Here is a 25869-nt window from a genome sequence, read left to right on the forward strand (position 1 = left end):
ATGTCCCGATAACAGCCACAGATAAAGTTAGCCTAGCATATCAAAGTTACAGAGCCAGCCAGAGATGAATGATATGGCCTGAAAGAAAGCTAACGCAGGAAAGGCGCAGGAGTGAGGGTCTGGTTAAAACAATTATCATAATAGCGTTGAATATTATCCATCCGGTTACGGTTTCGTAGTATCCGTTGAATTAATAAAGTGATATTCACGGCCAGACAGGCAATCAGTATTAGCAGCAATAGGCTGGTACCCAGATAGCGGCCGAGTGTGACGATATCCGGCTCACTGTGTAGCGCGATATGCCGTGTGCCATTGGCATCAATGGTGATATTGGTAATGATGCCTTCTGCCTTAAACTGAGTATTAAGTAGCAGCCCGGAGAGCCGTTGTAATTCCCGCCACTGCTCCAGTGCGCTGTAATCAAACATGGGGACGGCAGGGGCAGGGTGATTAACTAACTGCTTACCTTCATCACTGGTTAGCAAGAAGCCACCCGGCGGCGGGCTATTTAATGCTTCAGTTGCCAAATGCGTTTCACGATAAACAAACGATGAGGTAGCGGTTTTAACCAGACTTTCCAGGGTATCGGCACTGACTGGGCGCAACAGCACATTCATCCCTTTCAATGTGCCAGATTGTGCTCGTTTAACCAGCCCCGGCCAATTCTTGGCATTACCTAAGTTAACCAAGGCATTTTTCAGGCGGACACAGTCGCTATCTCCACCGCATAATGCCTGTGTTTTTAAAACGATATCTGCAAAATCATTCAGTAAAATCATGCCAGATTTTTCAATGGCGGTTGCCAACTGTGGGTTGACGTTGGCACCAGTACCTTGCGGATGCAACTGCTGATTGACTGTTGCCACCAGTGCGGCGGCTTTTTCAATGGTGTCAGATTCAGGTTGTGGCAGTGGTGCTGCGTTATTCCAATAGATCCCAGAACAATCAAACGGCGTAAAAACAAAACTATGCGGATTTTGAGTATTCGGCGGGACATAACACATACCGGTACCCTGAGCTTTCAGCATATCGCCGATGCGCAGAGGCATTTTATCCAGAGCTTCAACACTAGTAACTTGCTGGCTTTGTGCGCCTTGCAACCAGGCAATACTCAATTTCAATGGCAAGCTGAGCGGCACATAGATTAGCAATAACACCATTATTAACAGTGAGCCGGCAATAAGCGTCAGGTTTTTCCCCCAGCGCTGTAACGGGAAATGTTTCATTTCGTCATGCAGGGATAAAAAAGGCCCCTGACGCACGACCTGACGGTTGAGATAGATATCAATGTTGGTTTTCTTGCCCAGGTCATGAGCAAAATAGGGCCCCCAATGGGCCGGATAAATCAGGTCGACAATCCCGAGCGAGATGTTATTCATCTGCCCTTGGTTCGATTCACCAAACAGCCCCCAGCGCTTTGGCGTACCGCTCAAGCAATGGACTTCACGCAAATCTTTTTCAGATAACGGGCGGAACATATTCCAGCATGCCCAACCGGTTAACGTTATCGCCACAATAATCAGCCAGGGCAGTGTAACCGCCGGACCGGTGAGTGCGAAAAACAGTAATAACAATGCCAGACAGATCGCAGCGGCTTCTTTTAAGCCATTAGCACCATGTAAGGCATATTCTTCGGGTGTTTCCTTGCGGATATTCAACAGCTCTATATGTTCGCTGTCCGCTTTGCGGATTGAGGCATTTTGCGCTGGAGAAGGCAAGATAGGCTGGTAGCTATTCTCAGCCTGGTGATTTTTAAGCGTATGCCCATTAAGGGAGATCACCAAAGGAATCGTCTGCGTTTGGATAAGTTCTACGTCATTATCCTGAGCGATATATTGTTCCCACGAAGCCGGTAGGTGAACTTCAATCGAATCAAGGTAATAACGCCATTTATTGGGTTCGTCACTCGCCACGCCGTAGCGGGTGATGGCGCGGGTAACCGAATAAACATTTTCGCTTTGTGGAGTTAGAGTCAGCTTTGCTGGCGCAAGATTGCTGTTCGTCAGTGTGCGGGTGTCAAAAGTTGACTGGGATTTGAATCCGAGCTTCTCTTGCTGACCGAGCAGATAATTCTCAATATTAACCCGTTCTTCCGCGGTGAGTTTACGGTGAATAGGTTTAGCGAACGGCAGTATTGCAGTTACGGGGGCGGGGTGGCGGAATCGGAACCACCATAACAAACCTACCGCGATCAGACTGGTCAACAGTAAGGCCAATATTAAGACTATTGTGCTCATCCCATCCCCATCCGAGCGCCTCTGACTTACGTCAACTCTATGAAAGAATGCATATTATGCGTAAAAACAGTACCAAGGCATATAACAGAGTCATTCAGTGAACTAGCATTTTACACGCTATTATTCATCAAAAAACCTAATGCAAGTGCTCTTAAACTGCCCGTAGATTGATAAGGATAGCAAGGCTAAAACAGCGGTAATATCAGCATAATCCTATTTTCAAACACATTTTTTAACGTGTGTTGAGTGAGGGTAGGATGAAATTTAACCGGTTGAATCTTGACTAAACTCGACGTCATGTTAAAAACAGGTAAATTATATCTAACTGAGATTGCGATAAAGGTTCTCACTAACGCACAATGTGATCAAGTTCTAATAAATTCCAGTATAAAGTGTTGGGTTAATCGTTATCGGCAAAAAGTGGCTTACTAAGTAACCATAAAATAGCTCTGGTTATCCTGATGTAAGTCCGATAGGCGGTGAGTATTTAAATTGGGGCTATCATGAAACACCTGCAAAAACCTAAAATTCTTAAAATAGAAACGGTTGCCCACTCCCGCTTGTTTACTGTTGAAGCGGTGGATCTGGAGTTCAGTAATGGCGTACAACGCGTTTATGAACGAATGCGGCCATCAAACCGTGAAGCGGTGATGATAGTGCCGATTATTGGCGATGATCTCCTGCTGATTCGTGAATATGCCGTGGGTATTGAAGAGTATGAGCTGGGCTTCCCCAAAGGGTTGATTGATCCGGGCGAAGGTGTGCTGGAGGCGGCGAATCGTGAACTGATGGAAGAGGTTGGCTTTGGTGCTAAAAGCTTTGATTATCTCAGTAAGCTGACGATGGCTCCGTCCTATTTCTCTAGCAAAATGAATATTGTTATTGCTCATAACCTCTATCCACAAAGTCTGGAGGGTGACGAGCCGGAACCCCTGCCACAAGTCCGCTGGCCGATCGCCAATATGATGGCACTGCTGGATGAGCCTGATTTTCGCGAGGCCCGTAATGTTAGTGCCCTTTTTCTGGCTCAGGCATTTCTTAATAAGTAATGGTCAGAGATAAAAAAGCCGGGACTCTGTTACGAGCTCCCGGCTTTTATATTGGCGCTGCTCCGTCTTGATACTCAGGCAATCAGCGTTTACAGAACAACTCCATCAGAACAACTCGTGAGTCTGCCCGTTATCCATTAGAGTCGTCCCTGCTTCATGTACTGAATACTCGGTGGGTTGTGTCCCCTCGATAAAGTACTCTGAACGACTGCCTGGCCCGCCACTGGATAACTTACCTGTCTGCTTATCAATCACTACGCTGACAATACCCGGCGGTGGAGAAACCGGTTTTTCTGGCAAACCTTCAAGGGCCGCTTTCATAAAGTCATCCCATGCAGGTTGCGCACTCTTCGCCCCACCTTCAGCACCAGAGATCTGATCTGATATGGCCCCTGATGCAGAGCTGCGGCCTAAGTCGCGGCGATGGTCATCGAAGCCAATCCAGACGGAGGTCACGGTATCCGGGCCGTAGCCAGAGAACCAAGCATCTTTTGAGTTGTTAGTGGTACCGGTTTTACCGCCAATATCCTTGCGTTTCAGGTCACGCCCGGCACGCCAGCCGGTACCCATCCAACCCGGTTCCCCGAAGATATTTGAGTTCAACGCATCACGAATCAAAAAGGCCAACGGCGTGCTTATCACATGGGGTGCGTATTGCTGGTCACCGTTGAGCTTGGCCTGTTCGGGCGTCACTTTTTCTAACTCAGGCATTGGCACATTACTGGCGTTATTGTTCTGCGAGGTGGCGACGTTTTCGATGTTATCATCAGACAGAACAACTGAGCGCTGAGTGTCACCGTAAATAACCGGTAAGTTACACTCTTCACAGACAATCTTCGGTTTCTCTTCGAACAGCACATTGCCCACATCATCAGTTATCTTGGTGATGAAATAGGGATCGACCAGATAGCCGCCGTTTGCCAACACGGCATAACCACGGACTAACTGCAATGGCGTAAAGGAGGCGGAACCTAATGCCAGGGATTCTGAGTGCACAATATTTTGTGCTGGGAAACCAAAGCGTTGCAGGTATTCAGCCGCATAATCCACACCCATGGCACGCATTGCCCGCACCATCACCACGTTCTTCGATTGACCTAAACCTTGGCGTAAACGAATTGGGCCGTCGTAAGTCGGTGGTGAGTTTTTTGGCCGCCAATCGGTACCTGCACCCGCATCCCAGCGCGTAATTGGCAGGTCATTGAGGATGGTTGCCAGCGTCAGACCTTTGTCCATTGCCGCGGTATACAGGAAGGGTTTGATATTCGAACCGACCTGGCGTAGTGCCTGTGTCGCACGGTTAAATTTACTTTGGTTAAAGTCAAAACCGCCGACCAGCGCTTTAACCGCACCATTGTTTGGATCGATAGAAACCAAGGCTGAGTTAACGTCCGGCACCTGTGCCAGCCACCAATTATCTTCTACTTTTCTTACCCAAATCTGCTGGCCAGGCTGCACCACATCGGTCACTTGTTTTGGTGTTGGCCCTTGGGCGTTATCCGATTTAAACGGACGTGCCCAACGCATGCCGGACATTGGTAAGGTCACGTTGCTGCCATCTGCCAACAGTGCCGTTGCTTGCGTCGTATTAGCTTCGGTCACCACCGCAGGCAGCAGTGGGCCATAGACCGGCAAGGTTTTCAGTGAATCGATAATCTGCTCGCGGCCCCATGCGCTTTCGCCCACTTTCCACAACACATTGGACGGGCCTCGATAACCATGGCGCATATCATAAGCCAGCACATTGGCACGCAATGAGTCGACCGCCGCCAACTGGAGCTTTCTGGTTATGGTGGTATAGACCTGATAGCCGTCGGTATAGGCATTCTCACCGTAACGCTTAATCATCTCCTGCCGCACCATTTCTGACAGATAAGGTGCTGAGAAGGCGATTTGCGGAGCATGGTAGTTGGCAACCAGATCTTCACTGCGCGCCTGATCGTACTGCGCCTGGGTGATGTACTTTTCATCCAGCATACGCGAGAGCACTACGTTACGGCGTGCCACTGCTCTGTCATGTGAATAGAGCGGGTTGAAGGTGGATGGCGCTTTTGGCAAACCGGCGATCATCGCCATCTGGCTGAGGGTCAACTCATTGACTTCTTTGCCGAAATAGACCTGAGCTGCCGCACCGACACCATAGGCACGGTAGCCGAGATAAATCTTGTTCAGGTACAGCTCAAGGATTTCATCTTTGGTCAGTAATTGTTCGATACGAATGGCCAGAAAGGCTTCCTTGATTTTACGTATCAAAGTCCGTTCCGGGCTTAAGAAGAAGTTGCGAGCCAATTGCTGGGTAATGGTACTTGCCCCTTGTGAGGCACGCCCAGAAACCATAGCAATTGAGGCAGCACGTAGGATCCCAACCGGGTCCACACCGTGATGCTCATAGAATCGGCTATCTTCCGTAGCAATAAATGCATGCACCATTTCTGGTGGAATTTGTTTTAATGTCAACGGGATACGGCGTTTTTCACCGTATTGAGCGATCAATTCGCCTTCGGCGCTATACACCAACATAGGTGTTTGCAGCCGGACATCTTTCAGCGTGGCAACATCGGGTAGCTGTGGCTCAATATATTTGTACAGGCCAAATATCGAGGCTGCTCCCAGTAAAATGCAACACACTGTAAGGATCAAAAAATACTTTACGAACTTCACCTGAGATTTCCCATTCAATGTCAATTGGGCAGTTTATAAACAACCGCGCCGTAGTATAAAGGCAAGCCCGTAACATGGATACGTTCTTTTATTGTCTCTCGACATGGAGGTCGACAAAGATGTACTCACAATATTGGCAGGTTGGGCTAGATATTCAAATAGATGCTATACGCGCTTTGGCTGTTGTCAGACGCCGCTATGGCTGGCAACTGCGCTACTGGTGGCATCAAACCTTACCTTCTGGCGTTTTGCGGGAGGGTATTTTACAACAGCCAGATATGGTTAGCGACAAACTCAAATTATTGCGTAAACAATTACCAAAACATATTTCATTACGTATCGCATTGCCCGCACAGCGCATATTGCAACACACTATTCCGACACCGGACCGGCGTTTACGCGAACCGCAGCGTGATGGTTTTATCAAAGCCGCAGCAAGTAAGGTCTTTCCGCTCGGCAGTCAGGCTTTAGCCCTCGATTATCGTAGTGAAACCACAGCCAGTAGTGAGTTAATCATCACCGCCGCCCGTCAGTCAGAAGTTCAGCAATGGCAGGCGTGCTTGCATCAAGCGGGTTTACCTTCCGATATGATTGATATTACCCCCTGCGCTCTTCGTTATATGGCGATGGCGGCAGGATTATCGGGACCATATTGGTTGGTTCACCGTTTGGAGAGTGAGTGGCTGTGGGTGTCATCGGCTGACATGCCGTTTGACTTTGGTGTGGTAGCAGCCGACTCAGAGGATGTAGCACCAGGCCAGCCGCCTACTACATTCAATCCATTACCGACGTTGCTGAGACAACTTCAGGCGCGTTATCCCGAGCAGAGTGGAATACCGATAACGGTGTATTACAGTAATGTGGTGGATGATGCCCCGGTTGAAAATACCACCGGCTGGTCACCCTTTACGGCTTTTGCCCAGTATCAACCGCCACTGCCGCCATCCCCCGCTGCATTTATTCTGGCCGGAGGGCTGGCATTACGCCCGGCAGACGACTGATGTATCAAGTTAATTTTTCGTTATGGCGTGCAGAACGTCAATCATCCCGTTACCGTTTTTGGCGCAATCTAGGTTTATGCCAATGCCTATTTTTAGCCATCCTACTGGTTGTAATACAACTGCAATCACGGGTAGTAAATTCCAGCCAACAAATCCGTCTGGCAGCGCTATCCCAGCAGCAAATAGCCTTAGGCCAGCACCATCAAGAGGTGCAACAGACAATGGCACAACTACGGCATCGGGAACAGCGCGCTCAGATTTATCGTCAGGCCCACCAACTTGCCCAGCGATATTCAATATTATTGCAGCAGCTATCGCAGCAAATTCCAGATAGCTGCTGGTTGGTCAGCCTGATACCACAAGGCGATAAGGTGGTTTTTGAGGTAATTAGCCAGAGTTATGCCGCAATTAATCTCTTTGTAGTGCGTTTAGGCCGCTCGCCTCTCTTCACAACAGTGCATTTACAAAAAATTGCTCAGCAGGATGACGGTAATTTTCGCTTTGCGGTTTGGGCCGACTGGCAGGACAGAGATAGTGATGAAAGAGGTAGTAATGAATAAGCGGCTGCAACATTGGATGGATAGGCCGGGTTGGCAAATCTTGATAGGGCAGTGGGTTTTTCTTGGGCTTTTAAGTGTTATGGCTTATGGCATGTTATTACGTCCTGCATGGCAACAGCAGAGGCTCACCGCAGATAAGATTATTCAACATCAGCAACAGGTTGATCATCATCAGGCGGCTTTGGCACCGTTACCCTCACTTTCTCTGGTTCGTCAGCAAATGATGGTATTGAAAGAAAGGGAGGCATCGTGGTTGTCACTTGATAGTTCAATGGCCCATCTGACCGATGAATTGATTGCCCCGTTTGGCGGGCAAGTCATTCGCTGGCAGCGACAATCCGGGCCAGTTGGCGAGGCCGCAGTGGATTCCATAAGGCACCAACAGTGGCACGCTACTCTGCGGGTCAATTTCTATGGATTACTCCATTTATTTCGTCAACTAGCCGAAATCCCCACCCCTGTTCAGACCCAGCTGGTTGAGATTAATAGTGATAATTCCGTACTGTTGGTGAAATTAAGCCTGAAAGAATATCTCGCAGGTGGCGTCAATGAGTAGCGGCAAAGGGAGCACGGTATGGGGCCTCTAAAGATCGTCTCTCTGATAATCGTATCACTGGCACCTGTGGTTTATGCCGACCCCTTATTGACCGCCACAGGGCGTAATCCTTTTCAGGACCTATCAGCACAGCCATGTGATGGTGAGCGGGAGAAACTCACTCATTGGCGATTACAAGGGGTTGTCAGGGGAGGAGATTACTCTTCTGGTTGGATACTGCGGCCAGAGGGCCGCTGGCAGAAGCTAGTGGTCGGCTCACGGCTATTGTCAACTTGGCAAGTTACCCATATTGGCTCACGGCAGGTGAGCCTACAGAATACTGGCTTAGTTGGCTTTTGCTCTGGATTATCGGAGCCAGTGGTGCTGCTGATGCACTAACTAACGGGTTGTTTTAGATAATTATTATCATCACTAAAGAGCTTAGCTGGGCAGCATAAGCACTCTTACCGTTTCAAATATACAGGACATAAAAGGAATTAGTCTGATGAATGTTTCTACTACGAAAACCCGGAGTGGGCTTACCCCAACACTCAGTGCTGGGGTGATGATGCTGCTGCTGGTATTACTCACAAGTCGTGCCTTTAGCGCAAAAAGTGGGCCGCCGGTAACCCTGGAGTTTCAAGATGCGCCGATAGCGGTAGTGTTGCAGGCACTGGCGGATTATCAGCAACTGAATTTAGTCATTGCCGCCGGGGTTGACGGTAATCTCAGCCTGAGATTGGCGGATGTTCCGTGGGAGCAGGCTTTGGCGATTATTTTGCGTATGGGCCGTCTGAAAGTAGAGCGCGAAGGGGCGGTAATGATGGTTTTTACCGAACAGGAGATACAAGAAAGACAGCAACGGGCGGAACAGAAAGATGCATCTGAGTCCCTAAATAATTTCTCACTGGCCTTGCAGTATGCTGATGCTGAACAAGTTGCCGACAGTTTGACTCTTCCTGAAGGTGGGTTGCTATCGCCACTGGGTAGCGTAGTGGTAGATAAACGTACTAATACATTATTAATTCGCGATACTCCCGCCTCTTTAGCACTATTGAAAAGTTGGCTGGCAGAGATGGATTTGCCTTTACAGCAAGTGCAGTTAGCGGCACACATCGTAACTATGAGTCGGGAAAATTTGCATGAACTTGGTGTGCGTTGGGGTATGGACGAAGCAACGCAGCCCCGTGCGCTGAGAGTGAATAATTTTAATGTGAATTTGCCACTCCCCAATAGCGCCCTCAGCGCTGGATTCAATGTTGCCCGTATCGGCGGGCGTCTGCTGGAACTGGAATTGAGCGCGCTGGAGCAAGAAAATCAGGTTGATATTATTGCCAGCCCTCGGCTGGTGACATCCCATCAGCAAACTGCCAGTATCAAGCAAGGTTCTGATATTCCTTATACGGTCTCGCGGGGTAAAAAAGGGGTGCCTACTATTGAGTTTAAAGAGGCAGTATTAGGGATGGAAGTGACACCGAAAATACTGCGTAATGGCAAGATTACTCTAAACTTGAAAATCAGCCAAAATATGCCCGGAATGGCAATTAAACGCGGAGATAGTGAAGCTTTATTAATAGATAAGCAGGAAATAAAAACCCAAATAACCGTAAACGATGGGGAAACTATTGTGCTTGGGGGGATTTTCCAGCAAAAAAATAGTCAGGGAATTAATAAAGTGCCCATCCTGGCCGATATCCCTTGGCTGGGCGCGCTGTTCAAACAAGACACCCAACAACAAAGTCGGCGGGAGTTAGTGATTTTCATCACGCCAAGGCTAATCAGTGCTTGAGCCTTATGGGGGGGTGTTTTATGAAAACAGACCAATCTTGGTGACTTTCTGCAACTTTTTGTGTGATAGGAGGCTTCTAAATTTGACGCTGCCTCCGATTTAGCTTACAAGGGTTACCGAATTGAGCTCCGAGGTTTTAATAACGTTGATACGCCGATAAAAACGTATGGTTTCCCTCCCACGACGTGTACAACGATTTATTCGGTTGCCAAACTACCAGAAGTGCTGAGATAATTTTCCGTCTGATCTCGCACTATCGCTCATGAGGTTTCAGTTTAGGTCCCGCCGCTGATTTGATTGGCGGGGCGGGTTATCATTAACGAATAGTCTTAGTAATACCAAAAACATGGCAGAGAAACGCAATATCTTTCTGGTTGGGCCTATGGGTGCCGGCAAAAGCACTATTGGTCGTCAGTTAGCTCAGCAACTCAATATGGAGTTTTTCGACTCTGATCAAGAAATTGAGCGACGTACCGGAGCTGACGTGGGCTGGGTATTCGACGTGGAAGGCGAAGAAGGTTTCCGCGATCGTGAAGAAAAAGTTATTAATGAACTGACGGAAAAACAAGGCATTGTTCTGGCAACCGGTGGTGGCTCTGTTAAATCCAGAGAAACCCGTAACCGTTTGTCAGCCCGTGGCGTTGTGGTTTATTTAGAAACTACAATCGAGAAGCAGTTGGCCCGTACACAGCGCGACAAAAAACGTCCGTTGTTGCAGGTTGATGCGCCTCCACGTGAAGTGTTAGAAGCACTGGCAAAAGAACGTAATCCGTTGTACGAAGAAATTGCAGATGTCACCATCCGCACTGACGATCAAAGCGCGAAAGTTGTTGCTAACCAGATTATCAACATGCTGGAAAGTAACTGATTTTAGCATTTTACTAATGCCTCCGGGCGTAAGTTAAGAAGGTTACTGAGCGCGACATGGAGAAGATTACTGTCACGTTAGGGGAACGTAGTTACCCCATTACGATTGCTGCCGGATTGTTCAATGATTCGGCCTCTTTTGCGCCACTAAAGGCGGGTGACCAGGTAATGCTGGTAACTAACCAAACGCTGGCTCCACTCTATCTGGATTCGCTCCGGGCAGTGTTGGAACAAAGTGGCATTAAAGTTGATCAGGTGATTTTACCTGACGGTGAGCAGTACAAATCTCTGAGTGTTCTGGAGCAGGTATTTTCTGCCCTTCTGGAAAAACCGCATGGTCGTGATACTACACTTGTTGCCTTAGGTGGCGGTGTAGTAGGCGACCTGACCGGTTTTGCTGCGGCTTGCTATCAGCGCGGCGTTCGCTTTATTCAAGTTCCTACTACCTTACTGTCTCAGGTGGATTCCTCTGTCGGTGGCAAAACCGCAGTAAATCATCCACTGGGCAAAAACATGATTGGTGCGTTCTATCAACCAGCATCGGTAGTGGTTGACCTTAATTGCCTTAACACTCTCCCTTCGCGTGAGCTTGCCTCCGGGCTGGCTGAAGTTATCAAATATGGCATCATTCTTGATGCGGCTTTCTTTGATTGGTTAGAAGATAATATCGATGCATTACTCGCACTGGATATGTCAGCGTTAGCTTACTGCATCCGCCGTTGCTGCGAATTAAAAGCCGATGTTGTTGCTGCCGATGAACGTGAAGAGAGCGGTATGCGCGCATTACTCAATTTGGGCCATACTTATGGTCATGCTATTGAGGCTGAAATGGGCTATGGCGTCTGGTTACACGGCGAAGCCGTTGCTGCGGGAATGATGATGGCAGCACACACCTCCCGTCGATTAGGTCAGTTCTCAGCCAGTGATGTTGAGCGTATCAAACAACTACTGTTACGAGCCGGTCTGCCGGTCTGCGGGCCGCAGGAAATGACACCAGAGTCTTATCTGCCGCATATGATGCGGGATAAAAAAGTACTGGCAGGCGAGCTTCGTCTGGTACTGCCAACGGCTATTGGTAAATCAGAAATCCGTAGCGGTATTGCACATGACACGGTGTTGGCATCGATAGCTGATTGCCAGTTATAAAAATGGCATAAGTCCGATATTTATATGTTCGATACCCATAGTTATTGGAGTAGCTTGTAGGCAACAAGGGAAAGGCAAATTGGTTGTAAACCATTTTGAACAACACTTGTGCTGGCCCGCAGGGTAATCCCTGGTGAGGCTCATAATTCTGCTGAGCTGACGCAAGTTAGCGATTTGGAAGAGAGGGTGGCTAGTACCTTTGCGGCTTCAAGTACGAAGGGTATGCGCATAAGTTCTAAGATGTTGTACTATAAGAACATCATATTCCTTTGCTACGGGCGATTTAGCCTGTTTGCAGTCAGTAAAATCAATCAGCCAGATCGCAGTGATCAATGCGGTGGGCTTTTGCCTCTAGTTGGAGGGTTTAGATGGATGATTTAAAGCCGGAAGACGATCTGAAACCAGATAGCAGTGACCGTCGTCCTACACGTGCCCGTAAGTCCTCGGCCGGACCTAAGCTTGCTGTTTCACGCCAACACATCATGATTGGTATCGGCATTTTAGTGCTTTTGTTGATCATTATCGCCATCGGTTCAGCCCTGAAAGCCCCGACTGAGCATGAAGCATCCCAGCAAAACCCGAATGTTGATGCAGCGAGAAATATTAATCTGTCTGATTCATCTTCACTCACTAGCGGCAATAACACTCAGCCCGGTGTAGCAAACAATGCCAGCGACGGTCATGATGCCAATGGCGTGAAGAACTCGGCTCAGCCACAGGATATTAGTGCTCCGCCAATTTCGCCAACGCCAACTGAAGCTTCAGTGCCGCCTTCGGCGAACAGCCCGACTCAGCGTGTTGAATTGCCAGGCAATATGTCTGATGCACTTTCTCAAACTCAGGGGCAGGTTGATACCTTGTCTCAGAATATGAACGACGGTCAGACATCCACCTTGCCGACGGCACCTGCAACGGTTTCTGGTTCAAAAGGGGCTAAAGCACCGGCACCGGCTACGGGTGAAACCATTACCCACCCGTCGCAGAAACAAGCTACGACAGCAGCTAAGCTGCCAACCAGCAACCATAAAAAACCGACCACCGTGGTTTCTCCAGCGGCATCTGCGGTGACCAAATCAGGTTCCGTTGGCAGCAGTAGTACCTTAAAGAATGCACCAGGTAACCATTTCACGTTACAACTGAGCAGCGCATCACGCTCAGACACATTGAATGCCTATGCTAAACAGCAAAAATTAACTGACTATCATGTCTATGAAACTAAACGTGATGGTAAACCTTGGTATATTTTAGTAAGTGGTAACTACCCCTCTTCTGCTGATGCAAAAAGGGCCATCACGACGCTACCAGCCGATGTTCAGGCGAAAAAACCGTGGGTTAAACCTGTACAACAAGTGCAGCAAGACCTTAAAAAATAAATCATTCTTATTTGTGCGCTGATGTGCTGTTTGAAACAGAGTACAATCTGCGGCTCTGAATTATTAAGTAGCTAACTGACGGCATGAAGAAAAACCGCGCTTTTTTAAAATGGGCTGGTGGGAAATATCCGCTGGTTGATGACATACGACGCCATCTTCCAGCGGGAGACTGCTTGATAGAGCCATTCGTCGGTGCGGGTTCGGTGTTTCTTAACACTGAGTATGAGTCTTACATACTGGCCGATATCAACAGCGATCTTATCAACCTCTACAATATCGTGAAGGAACGCACTGATGATTTTGTGCGTGACGCCCGTGTTTTGTTTACGGGCGACTTCAATAAATCCGAGCAGTTTTACCTACTGCGTCAAGAGTTTAACACCAGTACTGATGCTTATCGCCGCGCATTATTATTTCTCTATCTGAATCGCCATTGTTATAACGGCCTGTGTCGTTATAATTTGAGCGGTGAATTCAATGTGCCTTTTGGCCGTTATAAAAAACCTTATTTCCCTGAGGTAGAGCTTTATTGGTTTGCTGAAAAATCGCAAAATGCGGTATTCGTTTGTGAGCATTATCAGGAAACTCTCTTAAAAGCAGTGCATGGGGCGGTAGTTTATTGCGATCCTCCGTATGCGCCATTGTCAGCGACGGCGAATTTTACGGCATATCACACCAATAACTTTGGCATTGTGGATCAACAGAATCTGGCTCGTCTGGCTTATCAACTTTCGGCCGAAAGCAAGATTCCAGTTCTGATTTCTAACCACGATACAGAGCTGACGCGCAATTGGTATCATCAGGCGTCACTGCATGTGGTGAAAGCGCGCCGTACTATCAGCCGTAATATTCTTGGTCGTAGTAAAGTGAACGAGCTTTTGGCGCTGTATAGCTGAGCGGGAATGCCGCTCGGTAAAGATTCAAACCCAATGGTTTATGAAATAGAACCCCTGACGTAGATGCGCCATCTGTCAGGAAGATGTTTTATAGAACAAAGAGATACGTTTGGAGACGCGGATGAAAAAGTTTTTAATTGCCCCATCTATTCTGTCAGCCGATTTTGCCCGTTTGGGTGAAGATACCGCCAAGGTGCTTGCGGCCGGGGCTGATGTTGTGCATTTTGATGTGATGGACAATCATTACGTTCCTAATCTGACCATCGGGCCGATGGTGTGTCAGGCCCTGCGTGACTATGGTATTACCGCGCCGATTGATGTGCATCTGATGGTAAAACCGGTTGACCGTATCGTCCCGGATTTTGCCAAAGCGGGTGCCACGTATATTTCATTCCATCCCGAAGCCTCTGAACACGTCGACCGTACCTTACAACTGATCAAAGAGAATGGCTGCAAGGCGGGCTTGGTGTTTAACCCTGCTACGCCGCTGAGTTATCTTGATTATGTAATGGATAAGCTGGATGTCATCTTGTTGATGTCAGTTAACCCCGGTTTCGGCGGCCAGTCATTTATTCCTGAAACACTGAATAAGTTACGTCAGGTACGTAAATTGATTGATGCCAGTGGCTATGACATTCGCCTGGAAGTGGATGGCGGGGTGAAAGTCGACAATATTCGCCAGATTGCGGCGGCTGGTGCTGATATGTTTGTAGCGGGTTCAGCTATTTTCAGCCAACCGGATTATGCTGCGGTGATTGATGCTATGCGCAGTGAGCTGGCGATGTCTGCTCATGACTAAATTCGATGCTATCCGTGGTGTGGCGTTCGATCTGGACGGTACATTGGTTGATAGCGCACCAGGCCTTGCCAGTGCTATTGATATGGCGTTGCAGCATCAAGGCTTACCGGTTGCCGGTAACGCACTGGTATCCACCTGGATTGGCAATGGTGCTGATATTTTGGTCGAGCGTGCGTTACGCTGGGCAGGTCATGAGCCGGATGCTCAGTCAGTCACACATACCCGTGAGCTGTTTGATCACTATTATGCCAAAACGGTTGAACAGGGGAGCCAGCTATTCCCGCAAGTGAAAGCTACGCTGGCTCAACTGGCAGCCCATGGTTTGCCGATGGGGCTGATTACCAATAAGCCGACGCCGTTTGTTGCTCCTTTGCTGGCATCACTGGGTATCGCAGATTATTTCTCAGTAATTATTGGTGGCGACGATGTGGTAGTGAAAAAACCGCATCCGGCCCCGCTCTATTTACTGTTAGCTAAACTTGGCCTTCGCGCCAGCGAAATGCTGTTTGTCGGCGATTCGCGTAATGACATTATGGCTGCGCAGGCCGCGGGTTGCCCTTGTATTGGGCTGACCTATGGATATAACTACGGCGAAGCTATTGCCACCAGTCACCCCGATTGCGTGCTGGAGCATTTTGCCGATCTGTTGCCCGCCATCGGGCTGTCGTCTTTAAAAGATCAGGATGTATAAAATGAGTAAACCCACTGAATTAACCACTGTATCCAGTAAACCAATCAAGCCTATCGTATTTAGCGGCGCGCAACCGTCCGGCGAATTGACCATTGGCAATTACATGGGTGCGCTGCGTCAGTGGGTACAGATGCAGGATGATTATGAGTGCATTTATTGCATCGTTGATCTGCATGCCATTACTGCCCGTCAAGATCCGGCGCAGTTACGCAAAAGAACCTTAGATACGTTGGCGCTGTATCTGGCTTGCGGTATCGATCCGAAAAAGAGTACGATTTTCGTTCAGTCCCATGTGCCTGAACACTCTCAGCTAAGCTGGGCGCTGAACTGCTATACCTATTTTGGTGAATTGAGCCGAATGACTCAGTTCAAAGATAAGTCAGCCCGCTATGCTGAAAACATTAATGCCGGTTTGTTTGATTATCCTGTATTGATGGCGGCGGATATTTTGCTCTATCAAACTAATCAGGTGCCAGTCGGTGAAGACCAGAAGCAACATCTGGAGCTGAGCCGCGATATCGCTGGTCGATTCAATGCGTTGTATGGTGATATTTTCAAAATCCCTGAGCCGTTTATTCCGAAAGCCGGTGCGCGGGTAATGTCTTTGCTAGACCCGACCAAAAAGATGTCTAAATCTGATGACAATCGCAATAACGTCATTGAACTGCTGGAAGATCCGAAATCGGTGGTTAAAAAGATTAAGCGCGCGGTGACGGACTCAGACGAGCCAGCAGTTATCCGTTATGACGTAGAAAAGAAAGCCGGTGTTTCTAACTTGCTGGATATCTTGTCAGGTGTGACGGGTCAGTCAGTTCCTGAGCTGGAAGCACAGTTTGAAGGCCAGATGTATGGTCATTTGAAAGGTGCCGTGGCGGATGCTGTCTCGGGCATGCTGACAGAGCTACAGGCGCGTTATCACACTTATCGTGAAGACGAGGCTTTCTTGCAGGAAGTGATGCGTGAAGGGGCTGCCAAGGCGCGTGCTCGCGCGCAACAGACATTAGCTAAAGTGTACGACGCTATCGGTTTTGTCGCCCATCCGTAAGACTCAATAATATGAAGGGGGTTTGCCCCCTTCATCAGCAAGGTTTCCTAACCCATCTTTTCTACCTGTTCCGCTGTTTTGCTGTGATCAGTACTGGAGAACCAATTCAGTTTTTCACGTAAACGGACCACGCTACCGACGATGATCAGGCTAGGGCTGTTGACCTGCTGGGACAGTAATCCCAATTGGCTCAGTTCGCCGCTGACTACACGTTGATGCCGCGAGGTGCCATTTTCCACCAATGCCACAGACGTGGTAGCCGGCATCCCATGTTGAATCAGTTGCTGCTGAATTTCTCCCGCCTGGGATAACCCCATATAAAACACCAGCGTTTGTTTCTCTGCCGCCAGATTGGCCCAATCTAATTGAGCGTCTTTTTTGGCATGACCGGTAATCAAACGCACACTTTGCGCATGATCACGGTGAGTCAGGGGTATCCCGCTGTAGGCGGAGCAGCCGGAAGCTGCGGTAATTCCCGGCACTACCGAGAACGGAATCCCCGCTTCTGCCAGTGTTTCCAACTCTTCGCCGCCACGGCCAAAAATAAACGGGTCACCACCTTTCAAGCGTACCACTCGTTTACCCTGCTGTGCCTGTTGCAATAGGAGCTGATTGATACTTTCTTGCGGAACGCAATGGTAGCCGGACTCTTTTCCGACAAAAATCCGCTCGGCATCGCGCCGTACCAGATTCATCACCTCATCAGACACCAACCGGTCATACACCACCACGTCTGCTTGTTGGATCTGCTGTAACCCTTTTAACGTCAGCAAACCGGCATCTCCCGGCCCGGCACCCACCAGAACCACCTCACCGCGATCACTCAGCGGCGCATTGAACAGATGCTCAATATGTTGTTCGATTTGTCGCTGATCGTCGTTAGCCAATGATTGCGCCAGGCGGTCGTGAGTAAGCAGTTTTTCCCAAAAGCGGCGGCGATCGGCCATCGCGGTAAAATGTTGCTTCACCCGCTGGCGCAAATTGCCCGCCAATTGTGCCAATTGGCCCAAATGCTGTGGCAACATTGCCTCGAGTTTTTCGCGCAGCAAGCGCGCCAATACAGGGGCTTTACCGCCGGAAGATATCGCTATCATAATCGGCGAGCGATCAATGATGGACGGCATGATAAAGCTGGTGCGTTTCGGGTCATCCACCACATTGCAGAACACCCGCTGTAGATTGGCGCTCTGATAGACCAAGGCGTTGACTGCCACCTGATCAGTTGCTGCAATCACCAGCCACTTCTCTGCCAACAAATCCGGTACAAATTCGCCGCAGACTAATGTGAGCAGCCCCTGTTCCGCCCAGTGGTGAAACTGTGGCGTAAACTCACAGGCATTGACGGTAATTACCGCACCCGCATCCAGCAGCAAGCGAGCCTTGCGTTCGGCAACTTCACCACCGCCGACCAACAGGCAGGCTTTATGTTGCAGTTGGCAGAAAATCGGGAAGTAGTCCATCGGCAATCCTTCAGTCTAGGGGCGGAAGTGGCTATTGATAAGTTCAGTGATTGAAGGGGCGACCATACCCCGTGGCGCTTCGATGGTTTACACCGAATGGCTCCAACGGCACGTTTCCCCTTAATCAACATTCTCAGTACGTTACTGTTTCACAGCTTGCGGCGCGTTAACTGCCGCAGGTTGCGGGCGGTTTTCCCGTGGTGTGGCATACCAGTAGCCAAGGCCCATAAAGACTGCGCCTGACAAGGTATTACCCAGGGTTACCCACAACAGGTTGTGACCGATGCCACTTAAGGTGTAGGCCTCGCTATGATTACCAAACCAAGACAGGGCAAACAGTGTCATGTTGGCGACAGAGTGCTCGTAGCCTGAGGCAATAAAGGCCAGTAAACACCACCAGATAGCGATAAATTTGGCGGCACCCTCCACACGGATTGCCATCCAGATCGCCAGACAAACCAGCCAGTTACATAATACACCTTTGAAGAATAAGGTCATAGCGGGCGCAGAGGTTTTTGCTAATGCCGCGGTGTGTACCAAGCTGGTATCCACCGACAGCAGGTTACCGCCACCGTAGTAATAGAGCAGAGCCACAAAAACGGAACCCAGTAGATTTCCCAGCCAGGTTTGTGGCAATACTGCCCACATCTGGCTGGATTTGATGGTGCCGGCCTTCACACCGAAAGTCAGGAACATGGTGTGACCGGTGAACAACTCGGAACCCGCAATAATGACCAACGTCAGCGCCAGGCCGAAGGTGGCTCCCATTACCAGTGGGCGGTAAGCAGGATCGATTAGGTTACCCAGTGTGAAAATCAGAATAATGCCAAGGCCGACGTAGGCACCGGCCATTGCTGAGCCAATCCAGAAACCCAACGGGCTTTCTTTTGATAACTTGACGATGCGAGCCGCGTTGGCGGCGCATTTGTTGATCGTATCTGTATACATACTCATACCTGTGATCGAGAGTTATTTTATGGTTATCTGGTACTGACCGGATAACTGTTATTTATCACGCTTTGACTTGCACCATGCCGTCGCGAACTCGCACGTCATAATGGGCAACTGAGCGACTTTCATCTTCCAGACAGAAACCATCATGCAGGCGGAAGTGCTGCTTTTTCAGCGGACTGGCCACCCATAGGTCACCTTGATGTTCCGCGATTAATCCGCGTGATAACACACTGGCCTGTGCGAAGGGATCTATATTGCTAATGGCAAAGAGTTGTTCGTCAGCATAAGGGCGGAAAACCGCGACATGCTGCTCACCGATCAAGCCGCATACGCCGCTACCGGGTAAAATATCGTTTAATGGACAAAGTGGAATCCACTGGCTCATACGTTATCCTCCAATTCCAACACCCGGACTGGGATACGCTCATCTGGGCGCGCTGGGCGATGTTGTTCACGTTCAGGTACCACTTGTACATTCGGGTCGCGTAGCGGGCTGTTAATGAAGTGGGCAAAACGAACCTGTGCTGCCGGGTTCTCAACCGTCACTTTCCATTCACAGGTCACTTTGTCGCGTAGGCGGGCAATATCGGCTTCCAACTGGTCGTTAATAGCTAACTTGTCGTCGAGGATCACGGCGCGCAGATAATTAATGCCGCCTTCCAGACTTTCCAGCCAGACGGAGGTGCGTTGCAGCTTATCGGCGGTGCGGATGTAGAACATCATAAAGCGGTCGAGGTAGCGCATCAGGGTCTCTTCATCCAGATCCGCTGCCAGCAGGTCAGCATGACGTGGCTTCATACCGCCGTTACCACAGACATACAGGTTCCAACCATTTTCGGTGGCGATAATTCCGACATCTTTACCCTGAGCTTCCGAACATTCACGGGTACAGCCGGATACGCCAAACTTCATTTTATGCGGTGTGCGAATGCCTTTGTAACGATGCTCCAGCGCCACACCAAAGCCGACGCTGTCGCCGACACCAAAGCGGCACCAGGTACTGCCAACGCAGGTTTTTGCCATACGTAGGGCTTTGGCATAGGCGTGTCCGGTTTCAAAACCGGCTTCAATGAGTTGCGCCCAGATAGCGGGCAGGTCATCTTTTTGCGCGCCAAACATCCCCACCCGCTGAGAGCCGGTCAGTTTGGTATACAAATTATAGTGTTTGGCGATACGGCCAATAGCTAACAGGCCATCCGGTGTGATTTCCCCGCCCGGTGAGCGAGGGATAACCGAATAGGTACCATCTTTCTGAATATTACCGAGGAAGTTGTCATTGGTATCCTGCAACGGCGTGTGTTGCGGCTCTAAGATATACTCATTCCAGCACGATGCCAGCAGTGACCCTACGGTTGGCTTACATACTTCACAACCGTAACCTTTCCCGTATTTCTCCAGCAAGGCATCGAAGGACTTAATCCCTTCAACCCGAATCAGGTGATATAACTCTTGGCGCGAATAGGCAAAGTGTTCACACAAATGATGGTTAACTTCAATGCCTTGCTTACTCAGTTCGGCATTCAGCACCTGGGTGACCAGCGGAATGCAACCGCCACAACCGGTACCGGCTTTAGTGGCGGATTTCAGTGCGGCAACGGTGTGGCAACCCTGGCCGATAGCCTGAATGATGTCGCCTTTAGTCACATCAAAACAGGAACAGATTTGCGCGCTGTCCGGTAGCGAGTCCACGCCCATTGCCGGTTTGCTACCCGCATGGGCCGGCAGAATCAGGCTGTCCGGGTTTTCTGGTAATTCGATGTTGTTCAGTGCCAGTTGCAGCAAGTTGCCATAATCGGTGGTATCACCCACCAGCACTGCCCCTAACAGGGTTTTGTTATCTGCGCTAACCACCAGACGTTTATAAATTTCTTTACTTTCATCCAGATAAACGTAGCTACGAGCACCCTCAGTGCGGCCATGAGCATCACCAATCCCACCGACATCCACGCCCAGTAGTTTCAGTTTGGCACTCATGTCGGCACCGTGGAAGGCGTTTTCGCGGCCAAGTAGATGGTCTGCGGTGACCTGCGCCATTTTATAGCCCGGCGCGACTAAGCCAAAGGTGCGCTCTTGCCATGAGGCACATTCGCCAATGGCGTACACATCAGGGTCGGAGGTTTGGCAATAATCATTGATAGCAATACCGCCACGGCGCGCGGTGGCTAAGCCGCATTGGTGTGCCAGTTTGTCTTGTGGGCGGATACCGGTGGAGAAGACGATAAAATCTACTTCTAACTGGCTACCATCGGCAAACAGCATGGTTTTGCGGCTGTTTTGGCCTGAATGAATAATTTCTTGGGTATTTTTACCTGTATGGACTCTGACCCCCATGCGTTCAATCTTCTGGCGTAGTTGGTCACCCCCCATCGGATCAAGCTGTTCGGCCATTAATACCGGTGCAAACTCAATGACATGGGTTTCAACGCCAAGGCTTTTCAGGGCACCAGCGGCTTCCAACCCTAACAGCCCGCCGCCGATAACCGCGCCACGTTTGCTACGGCGAGTACAAGACTCAATCGCATTCAGATCTTCAATGGTGCGATAGACAAAGCAATCTTGCCCTTCACTGCCTTTAATCGGCGGGATCCACGGGTAAGAACCGGTCGCCATAATCAGCTTGTCGTAATACAGCGTACGGCCACTGTTGGAATGGATCACTTTCTCGGTGCGATTAATAGTGATGGCACGTTCGCCAACCAGCACTTTTACACCGTGCTTTTCATAAAAGCCTTCACGAACCAGTGATAACTCTTCCGCAGTGTGGTGGGAGAAGTAAGAAGAAAGATGTACCCGGTCATAAGCGATGCGCGGTTCTTCGCAAAATACGGTTATCTCAAATTGGTCTTTATCTGCTTTATCTAATAAGTCTTCGATAAAGCGGTGGCCGACCATACCGTTGCCGATGATGGCAAGTTTGACTTTGCTCATTTTTGCCTCAATTTTTAATTTTCTACGCTTACAGTAATCCTCCCTACACCGCACTTCTTGATGTAAATCAATTTGCTTTCCATATACCTCTAAGGTGGTAGATGGATGATTTTTAACGATTTTTGATAAGTTGCGGATTTCATTCATCTTTAGCTGAAAGGTTTCAGTTTTAGATTTTAAATGACGGGAAAAGAAAATCGGGCAGCATACTGTTGGTCGGGTAAGCTAAAGCAAATAGCTTTTGGTTATGACCAGAATATAAAAGGGATCATGGAGGCATCGATGACAACGCAATCCTTACCAAATCACTTACTCACCACTATCAATAATGTGCGGCTTGCCGGGCAAGCGGGCTTTTGGCAGATAACTATCGCAGAGGGCAAAATCAGTGCTATTAGCCCGCAGCCGGAACAGCAGACGGTTGGCGCCGGGGTGCTGGATGCGCAAGGTGGGTTGGCATTGCCGCCTTTTATTGAGCCACATATCCATCTGGATACCACCCAAACGGCCGGGCAACCGAGCTGGAATCAGTCAGGTACTCTGTTTGAGGGGATTGAGCGCTGGGCAGAGCGCAAAGCCTTGCTCACGCGCGAGGATGTTAAACAGCGGGCATGGCAGACGTTGAAGTGGCAAATCGCCAATGGTATTCAGCATGTCCGTACCCATGTGGATGTTTCCGATCCTAGTCTGACGGCACTCAGTGCGATGTTAGAGGTAAAAGAAGAAGTCAGCCCATGGGTGGATATGCAGATTGTCGCTTTCCCACAAGAGGGGATTCTCTCTTATCCCGACGGTGCCGCGCTGTTGGAAGAGGCGCTGCGACTGGGAGCTGATGTGGTTGGGGCCATCCCACATTTTGAATTCACTCGCGAATATGGTGTTGAATCTCTGCATATCGCCTTCGCCTTAGCACAGAAATATCAGCGGCTGGTAGATGTGCATTGTGATGAAATTGATGATGAGCAGTCACGTTTTGTTGAAACAGTGGCGGCCTTGGCGCACCGGGAAAATATGGGGGCGCGCGTTACCGCCAGCCACACCACAGCAATGCACTCCTATAATGGGGCTTATGCTTCCCGGCTATTTCGTCTGTTGAAAATGTCCGGTATCAACTTTGTCGCCAATCCATTAGTGAATATTCATTTACAAGGGCGCTTTGATACTTATCCGAAACGGCGTGGTATTACGCGGGTTAAAGAGATGCTGGCGGCAGAAATTAATGTCTGCTTCGGTCATGACGATGTATTCGACCCGTGGTACCCGCTAGGCACTGCCAATATGCTGCAAGTCCTGCATATGGGGCTACATATTTGTCAGTTGATGGGGTATAGCCAAATTAACGACGGGCTGAATCTGATAACCACCCACAGCGCCAGGACAATGCATTTATCTGATTATGGCTTGCAGCCAGGTAATAGCGCTAACCTGATTATTCTGCCCGCAGAAAATGGGTTCGATGCCGTGCGGCGACAGGTGCCAGTGCACTATTCCATTCGTCATGGGATGGTGATTGCCAAGACCCAGCCAGCCGAAAGCCGCATATATCTGGGGCAGGAAGAGGTAGTGAATTTTAAATAGGCGCTGCCCTGCAACCGTGATGGCGGCAGGGCAGTAAAACCGATAAATCAGTCAGTCACATGGCCGTGGCTGCGGTGCTTGGTGAAGAAGCCCAGAATCAGACACATCACAAACACTGCCAGGTACAGGCCATTTGCTGTTGCCAGCGCGGCATGAACACCACTGTTGGCGACAATCGGGCCAGTCACCACGAAGGTCAGCATGGTACCGACAGTACCGCAGGTCAGGATGAAGTTAACCAGTTTTGGCGAAGAGACTTTGGTTTGCAATGAACCCAGAGTAATCAGTGTGGTGTAAATTGCACTGGAAACAAAACCCAACGCCAGAATGTAGTAGCTCAGGTATTGTGGGTTATCGGTGCTGACAAACAGATACATCGCCAGTGTTGCCAGTGCCGCCAGTACAGTTACGATGCGTTGTAGGTCAAAGAAGCGCAGGATAAAGCTGAACACCCACATCCCAATCATATAAGAGATCCAGAAGTTACTGACCAGTTGGCCAGCCTGACTGATATCCATATTGAACGTTTTGGTGGCGTATTCCGGTACCCACTGGATAAAACCAAGTTGGCCAAGGATATAGCACAATGCGGCAATCGACAGGAACAGCACGCCAACCCCCCATTTCTCTTTCGCGACCGGTTTGCTTTGATCAGCGGCTTTGTGGCCCAGAACTGGGAACTCAGAGCACAGTGTTAGCACAAAAATACCGACATACAGCAGGCCGATACAAGCGTACACCCAGTACCATTCGATATGGCGTGCCAGCAGCATTGCGGCGGCGACAGGGAAAATCATCCCAGCCATACTGAAGAACGAATCGGTAAACAGCAGGCGTGAACCGCGCTGACGCCCCTCGTACATATGGGTTATCAGGAAGGTACCAATCGACATGGTTATCCCGCTGACCACCCCGAGGATGAACATGCTGATTGAGAAGACCATTAGATTATGGCCAACCATCAATCCGGCGATAGCAATCAACATCAGAATAAAGCCAAACACCAACTGGCGTTTTAATGGAATGATTTCCATTAACCAGGCATTGAGGAAGATGGAGATTAAAATACCCGCGTTAAGGAAAGTAAATGTGTTACTCATACTGGCAATAGGCAGATTGAAATACTCTGCGATATTCCCCATCACCATCCCGGTGACAATAACTAACGCACCAGTAAGGGCGTAAGAGAAGTAACTGATCCAAGTGAGCCGAATGCGATTGCTGTTATTCATAAATAGGCCTGTGCGTCAGTATCAAATAAATAAAGAGTTAAAGACAGATAATTGCTAAAAACGGACATAGGGCTAAAAGGAGGTCAAACCGGTTTTCAGCACTAAGGCGGCGGATCCTAGCACAGGCATAGTGAGTTTTTGTGATTTACATTCAACTTTTAATGTAATGACTGAAAAGCAATTGCGAATAATAGTGAGCCGTCACAGATTACGATGCGGCCTCAAATGATAAAGATTCTTAATTCTATTAAAGTGTGGGTCGTGTTAAGGTTGCTTCAGGTATGATTTGCCCCGCTTGTAGATCAGTAAAAACTCATATACCGGTCGCCCTTCAAGATACAGGGGTGTTGGCAGCCCTTGCTCAGCCCAGTCACTTAGTTATCTAAGCTGCAGGGGATTTGCTCGGTTGCCGTCTACCTGCATCTCAAAGTAACTTGGGTATAAAACTATTAATAAAACAGATAATTAATCCGCCTTACTTTCTTTTTTTCATCGATATAAAGGAATTTATCGTGATGAGAAGCGTGAACACCGATGTAACACCAACGGCGATAGGCTGCCGTTGAGCCAAATTCTTTATCAAAGAAGGCGCTTTTCTGCCTGGTTGGGGATAGCGGCGATCCTGATGTTATTTATCGCTCCGGTGGTTTCAGTTTCACTGGCGCTTTCGTATGAGCAAAAAACCATCTCAACGATGAGTGTGAGTGCTGCTAAGGCCAATTGTGCTATGGATATGGCGCATCACGCTGACCATCAACAGAGCCAGGCAACGGCCCAACATAGCAATACCGCACAGGCCGGAGGCGGTCATGATGGCATGATGATGGATCATGCAGCTTGTGGTTATTGTGTATTACTGACTCATTTGCCCCTACTGAATACAGCTTCCAAAGCGGATATTCGCTCTGCACTACTGTTAGCCGAGATCCCTCCGCCGTTATTTATCTATTGGTTAATTATTCAAGATACCTATTCAGAGAGCCAACCACGCGCACCACCTGCCTTTTATTCCTGATAATCCGATAAAAAATAAAAACCATTTTTCTGGTGTGGATAAATACTCACCGG

The 25869-nt window shown here is 49.1% G+C and carries 22 protein-coding genes; 15 read left to right on the forward strand and 7 right to left on the reverse strand.

What is annotated here, in order from left to right; all coding sequences use genetic code 11:
* Positions 1-89: 89 nt before the first annotated feature.
* Positions 90-2237 carry an intracellular growth attenuator family protein gene (locus V1953_RS00945; protein ID WP_083161232.1) on the reverse strand — a complete coding sequence of 716 codons (2148 nt, stop codon included), beginning with the start codon at positions 2235-2237 and terminating at the stop codon, positions 90-92.
* A 503-nt stretch (positions 2238-2740) separates the two neighbouring features.
* Here V1953_RS00945 and nudE point away from each other — a divergent pair.
* Positions 2741-3286 (forward strand): ADP compounds hydrolase NudE, encoded by a 546-nt coding sequence (gene nudE / locus V1953_RS00950; protein ID WP_083161230.1) that lies wholly within the window; start codon positions 2741-2743, stop codon positions 3284-3286.
* Between the two features lie 105 nt (positions 3287-3391).
* Here nudE and mrcA read toward each other — a convergent pair whose 3' ends face one another.
* Positions 3392-5947, reverse strand: a complete 2556-nt coding sequence (gene mrcA / locus V1953_RS00955; protein WP_083161228.1) for a peptidoglycan glycosyltransferase/peptidoglycan DD-transpeptidase MrcA — start codon at positions 5945-5947, stop codon at positions 3392-3394.
* A gap of 119 nt (positions 5948-6066) precedes the next feature.
* Between mrcA and pilM the strand changes: the two genes are divergently transcribed.
* From pilM to trpS, 12 genes are all read left to right on the forward strand, one after another.
* The gene (gene pilM, locus V1953_RS00960; RefSeq protein ID WP_372568494.1) at positions 6067-6948 is read left to right on the forward strand and encodes a type IV pilus biogenesis protein PilM; all 882 of its coding nucleotides are present in this window, start codon (positions 6067-6069) and stop codon (positions 6946-6948) included.
* Positions 6948-7508, forward strand: coding sequence for a PilN domain-containing protein (locus V1953_RS00965; protein WP_442850571.1), 561 nt, complete (start codon positions 6948-6950; stop codon positions 7506-7508). The genes pilM and V1953_RS00965 overlap by 1 nt, the downstream gene beginning before the upstream one ends.
* Complete coding sequence (locus V1953_RS00970; protein WP_193784849.1) at positions 7501-8064, forward strand: pilus assembly protein PilO; 564 nt, start codon at positions 7501-7503, stop codon at positions 8062-8064. The genes V1953_RS00965 and V1953_RS00970 overlap by 8 nt, the downstream gene beginning before the upstream one ends.
* A gap of 18 nt (positions 8065-8082) precedes the next feature.
* A complete protein-coding gene (locus V1953_RS00975) occupies positions 8083-8442 on the forward strand; it encodes a pilus assembly protein PilP (RefSeq protein ID WP_442847467.1) in 360 nt (119 codons plus the stop codon).
* A gap of 169 nt (positions 8443-8611) precedes the next feature.
* Positions 8612-9832, forward strand: coding sequence for a DNA uptake porin HofQ (hofQ, locus tag V1953_RS00980; protein WP_442848312.1), 1221 nt, complete (start codon positions 8612-8614; stop codon positions 9830-9832).
* A 346-nt stretch (positions 9833-10178) separates the two neighbouring features.
* Positions 10179-10700 (forward strand): shikimate kinase AroK, encoded by a 522-nt coding sequence (gene aroK / locus V1953_RS00985; protein ID WP_004702222.1) that lies wholly within the window; start codon positions 10179-10181, stop codon positions 10698-10700.
* 56 nt (positions 10701-10756) lie between these two features.
* The gene (gene aroB, locus V1953_RS00990) at positions 10757-11845 is read left to right on the forward strand and encodes a 3-dehydroquinate synthase (RefSeq protein ID WP_083161222.1); all 1089 of its coding nucleotides are present in this window, start codon (positions 10757-10759) and stop codon (positions 11843-11845) included.
* Positions 11846-12213: 368 nt separating this feature from the next.
* Positions 12214-13218 (forward strand): SPOR domain-containing protein, encoded by a 1005-nt coding sequence (locus V1953_RS00995; protein ID WP_372568498.1) that lies wholly within the window; start codon positions 12214-12216, stop codon positions 13216-13218.
* A gap of 83 nt (positions 13219-13301) precedes the next feature.
* Entirely contained in the window at positions 13302-14114 is an 813-nt protein-coding gene (gene dam, locus V1953_RS01000; protein ID WP_442850572.1) for an adenine-specific DNA-methyltransferase, read from the forward strand.
* Between the two features lie 121 nt (positions 14115-14235).
* On the forward strand, positions 14236-14913 hold the full coding sequence (rpe, locus tag V1953_RS01005) for a ribulose-phosphate 3-epimerase (protein ID WP_042568757.1): 678 nt from the start codon (positions 14236-14238) through the stop codon (positions 14911-14913).
* Complete coding sequence (locus V1953_RS01010; RefSeq protein ID WP_442850573.1) at positions 14906-15604, forward strand: phosphoglycolate phosphatase; 699 nt, start codon at positions 14906-14908, stop codon at positions 15602-15604. The genes rpe and V1953_RS01010 overlap by 8 nt, the downstream gene beginning before the upstream one ends.
* 1 nt (position 15605) lies before the next feature.
* Positions 15606-16649, forward strand: coding sequence for a tryptophan--tRNA ligase (gene trpS, locus V1953_RS01015; protein WP_083161212.1), 1044 nt, complete (start codon positions 15606-15608; stop codon positions 16647-16649).
* Between the two features lie 47 nt (positions 16650-16696).
* Here the strand turns inward: trpS and cysG are convergent, their stop codons facing one another.
* The 4 genes from cysG to nirB all read right to left on the reverse strand — a co-directional run bounded on the left by cysG (position 16697) and on the right by nirB (position 21991).
* Complete coding sequence (gene cysG, locus V1953_RS01020; RefSeq protein ID WP_442850574.1) at positions 16697-18109, reverse strand: siroheme synthase CysG; 1413 nt, start codon at positions 18107-18109, stop codon at positions 16697-16699.
* A 141-nt stretch (positions 18110-18250) separates the two neighbouring features.
* Complete coding sequence (gene nirC, locus V1953_RS01025; RefSeq protein WP_083161208.1) at positions 18251-19057, reverse strand: nitrite transporter NirC; 807 nt, start codon at positions 19055-19057, stop codon at positions 18251-18253.
* Between the two features lie 64 nt (positions 19058-19121).
* A complete protein-coding gene (nirD, locus tag V1953_RS01030) occupies positions 19122-19448 on the reverse strand; it encodes a nitrite reductase small subunit NirD (RefSeq protein ID WP_050087415.1) in 327 nt (108 codons plus the stop codon).
* Positions 19445-21991 (reverse strand): nitrite reductase large subunit NirB, encoded by a 2547-nt coding sequence (gene nirB / locus V1953_RS01035; protein ID WP_083161206.1) that lies wholly within the window; start codon positions 21989-21991, stop codon positions 19445-19447. Before nirB ends, nirD begins: the two co-directional genes overlap by 4 nt.
* Positions 21992-22273: 282 nt before the next feature.
* Here nirB and V1953_RS01040 point away from each other — a divergent pair, with 282 nt between their 5' ends.
* A complete protein-coding gene (locus V1953_RS01040; protein ID WP_193784747.1) occupies positions 22274-23569 on the forward strand; it encodes a cytosine deaminase in 1296 nt (431 codons plus the stop codon).
* 47 nt (positions 23570-23616) lie between these two features.
* Here the strand turns inward: V1953_RS01040 and tsgA are convergent, their stop codons facing one another.
* The gene (gene tsgA / locus V1953_RS01045; protein WP_050087416.1) at positions 23617-24801 is read right to left on the reverse strand and encodes an MFS transporter TsgA; all 1185 of its coding nucleotides are present in this window, start codon (positions 24799-24801) and stop codon (positions 23617-23619) included.
* Positions 24802-25426: 625 nt separating this feature from the next.
* Here tsgA and V1953_RS01050 point away from each other — a divergent pair.
* Complete coding sequence (locus V1953_RS01050) at positions 25427-25816, forward strand: DUF2946 domain-containing protein (protein WP_372568500.1); 390 nt, start codon at positions 25427-25429, stop codon at positions 25814-25816.
* Positions 25817-25869 lie beyond the last annotated feature (53 nt).

This window comes from Yersinia sp. 2541 StPb PI, from assembly GCF_052217145.1.
Taxonomy (GTDB): Bacteria; Pseudomonadota; Gammaproteobacteria; order Enterobacterales; family Enterobacteriaceae; genus Yersinia; species Yersinia enterocolitica_E.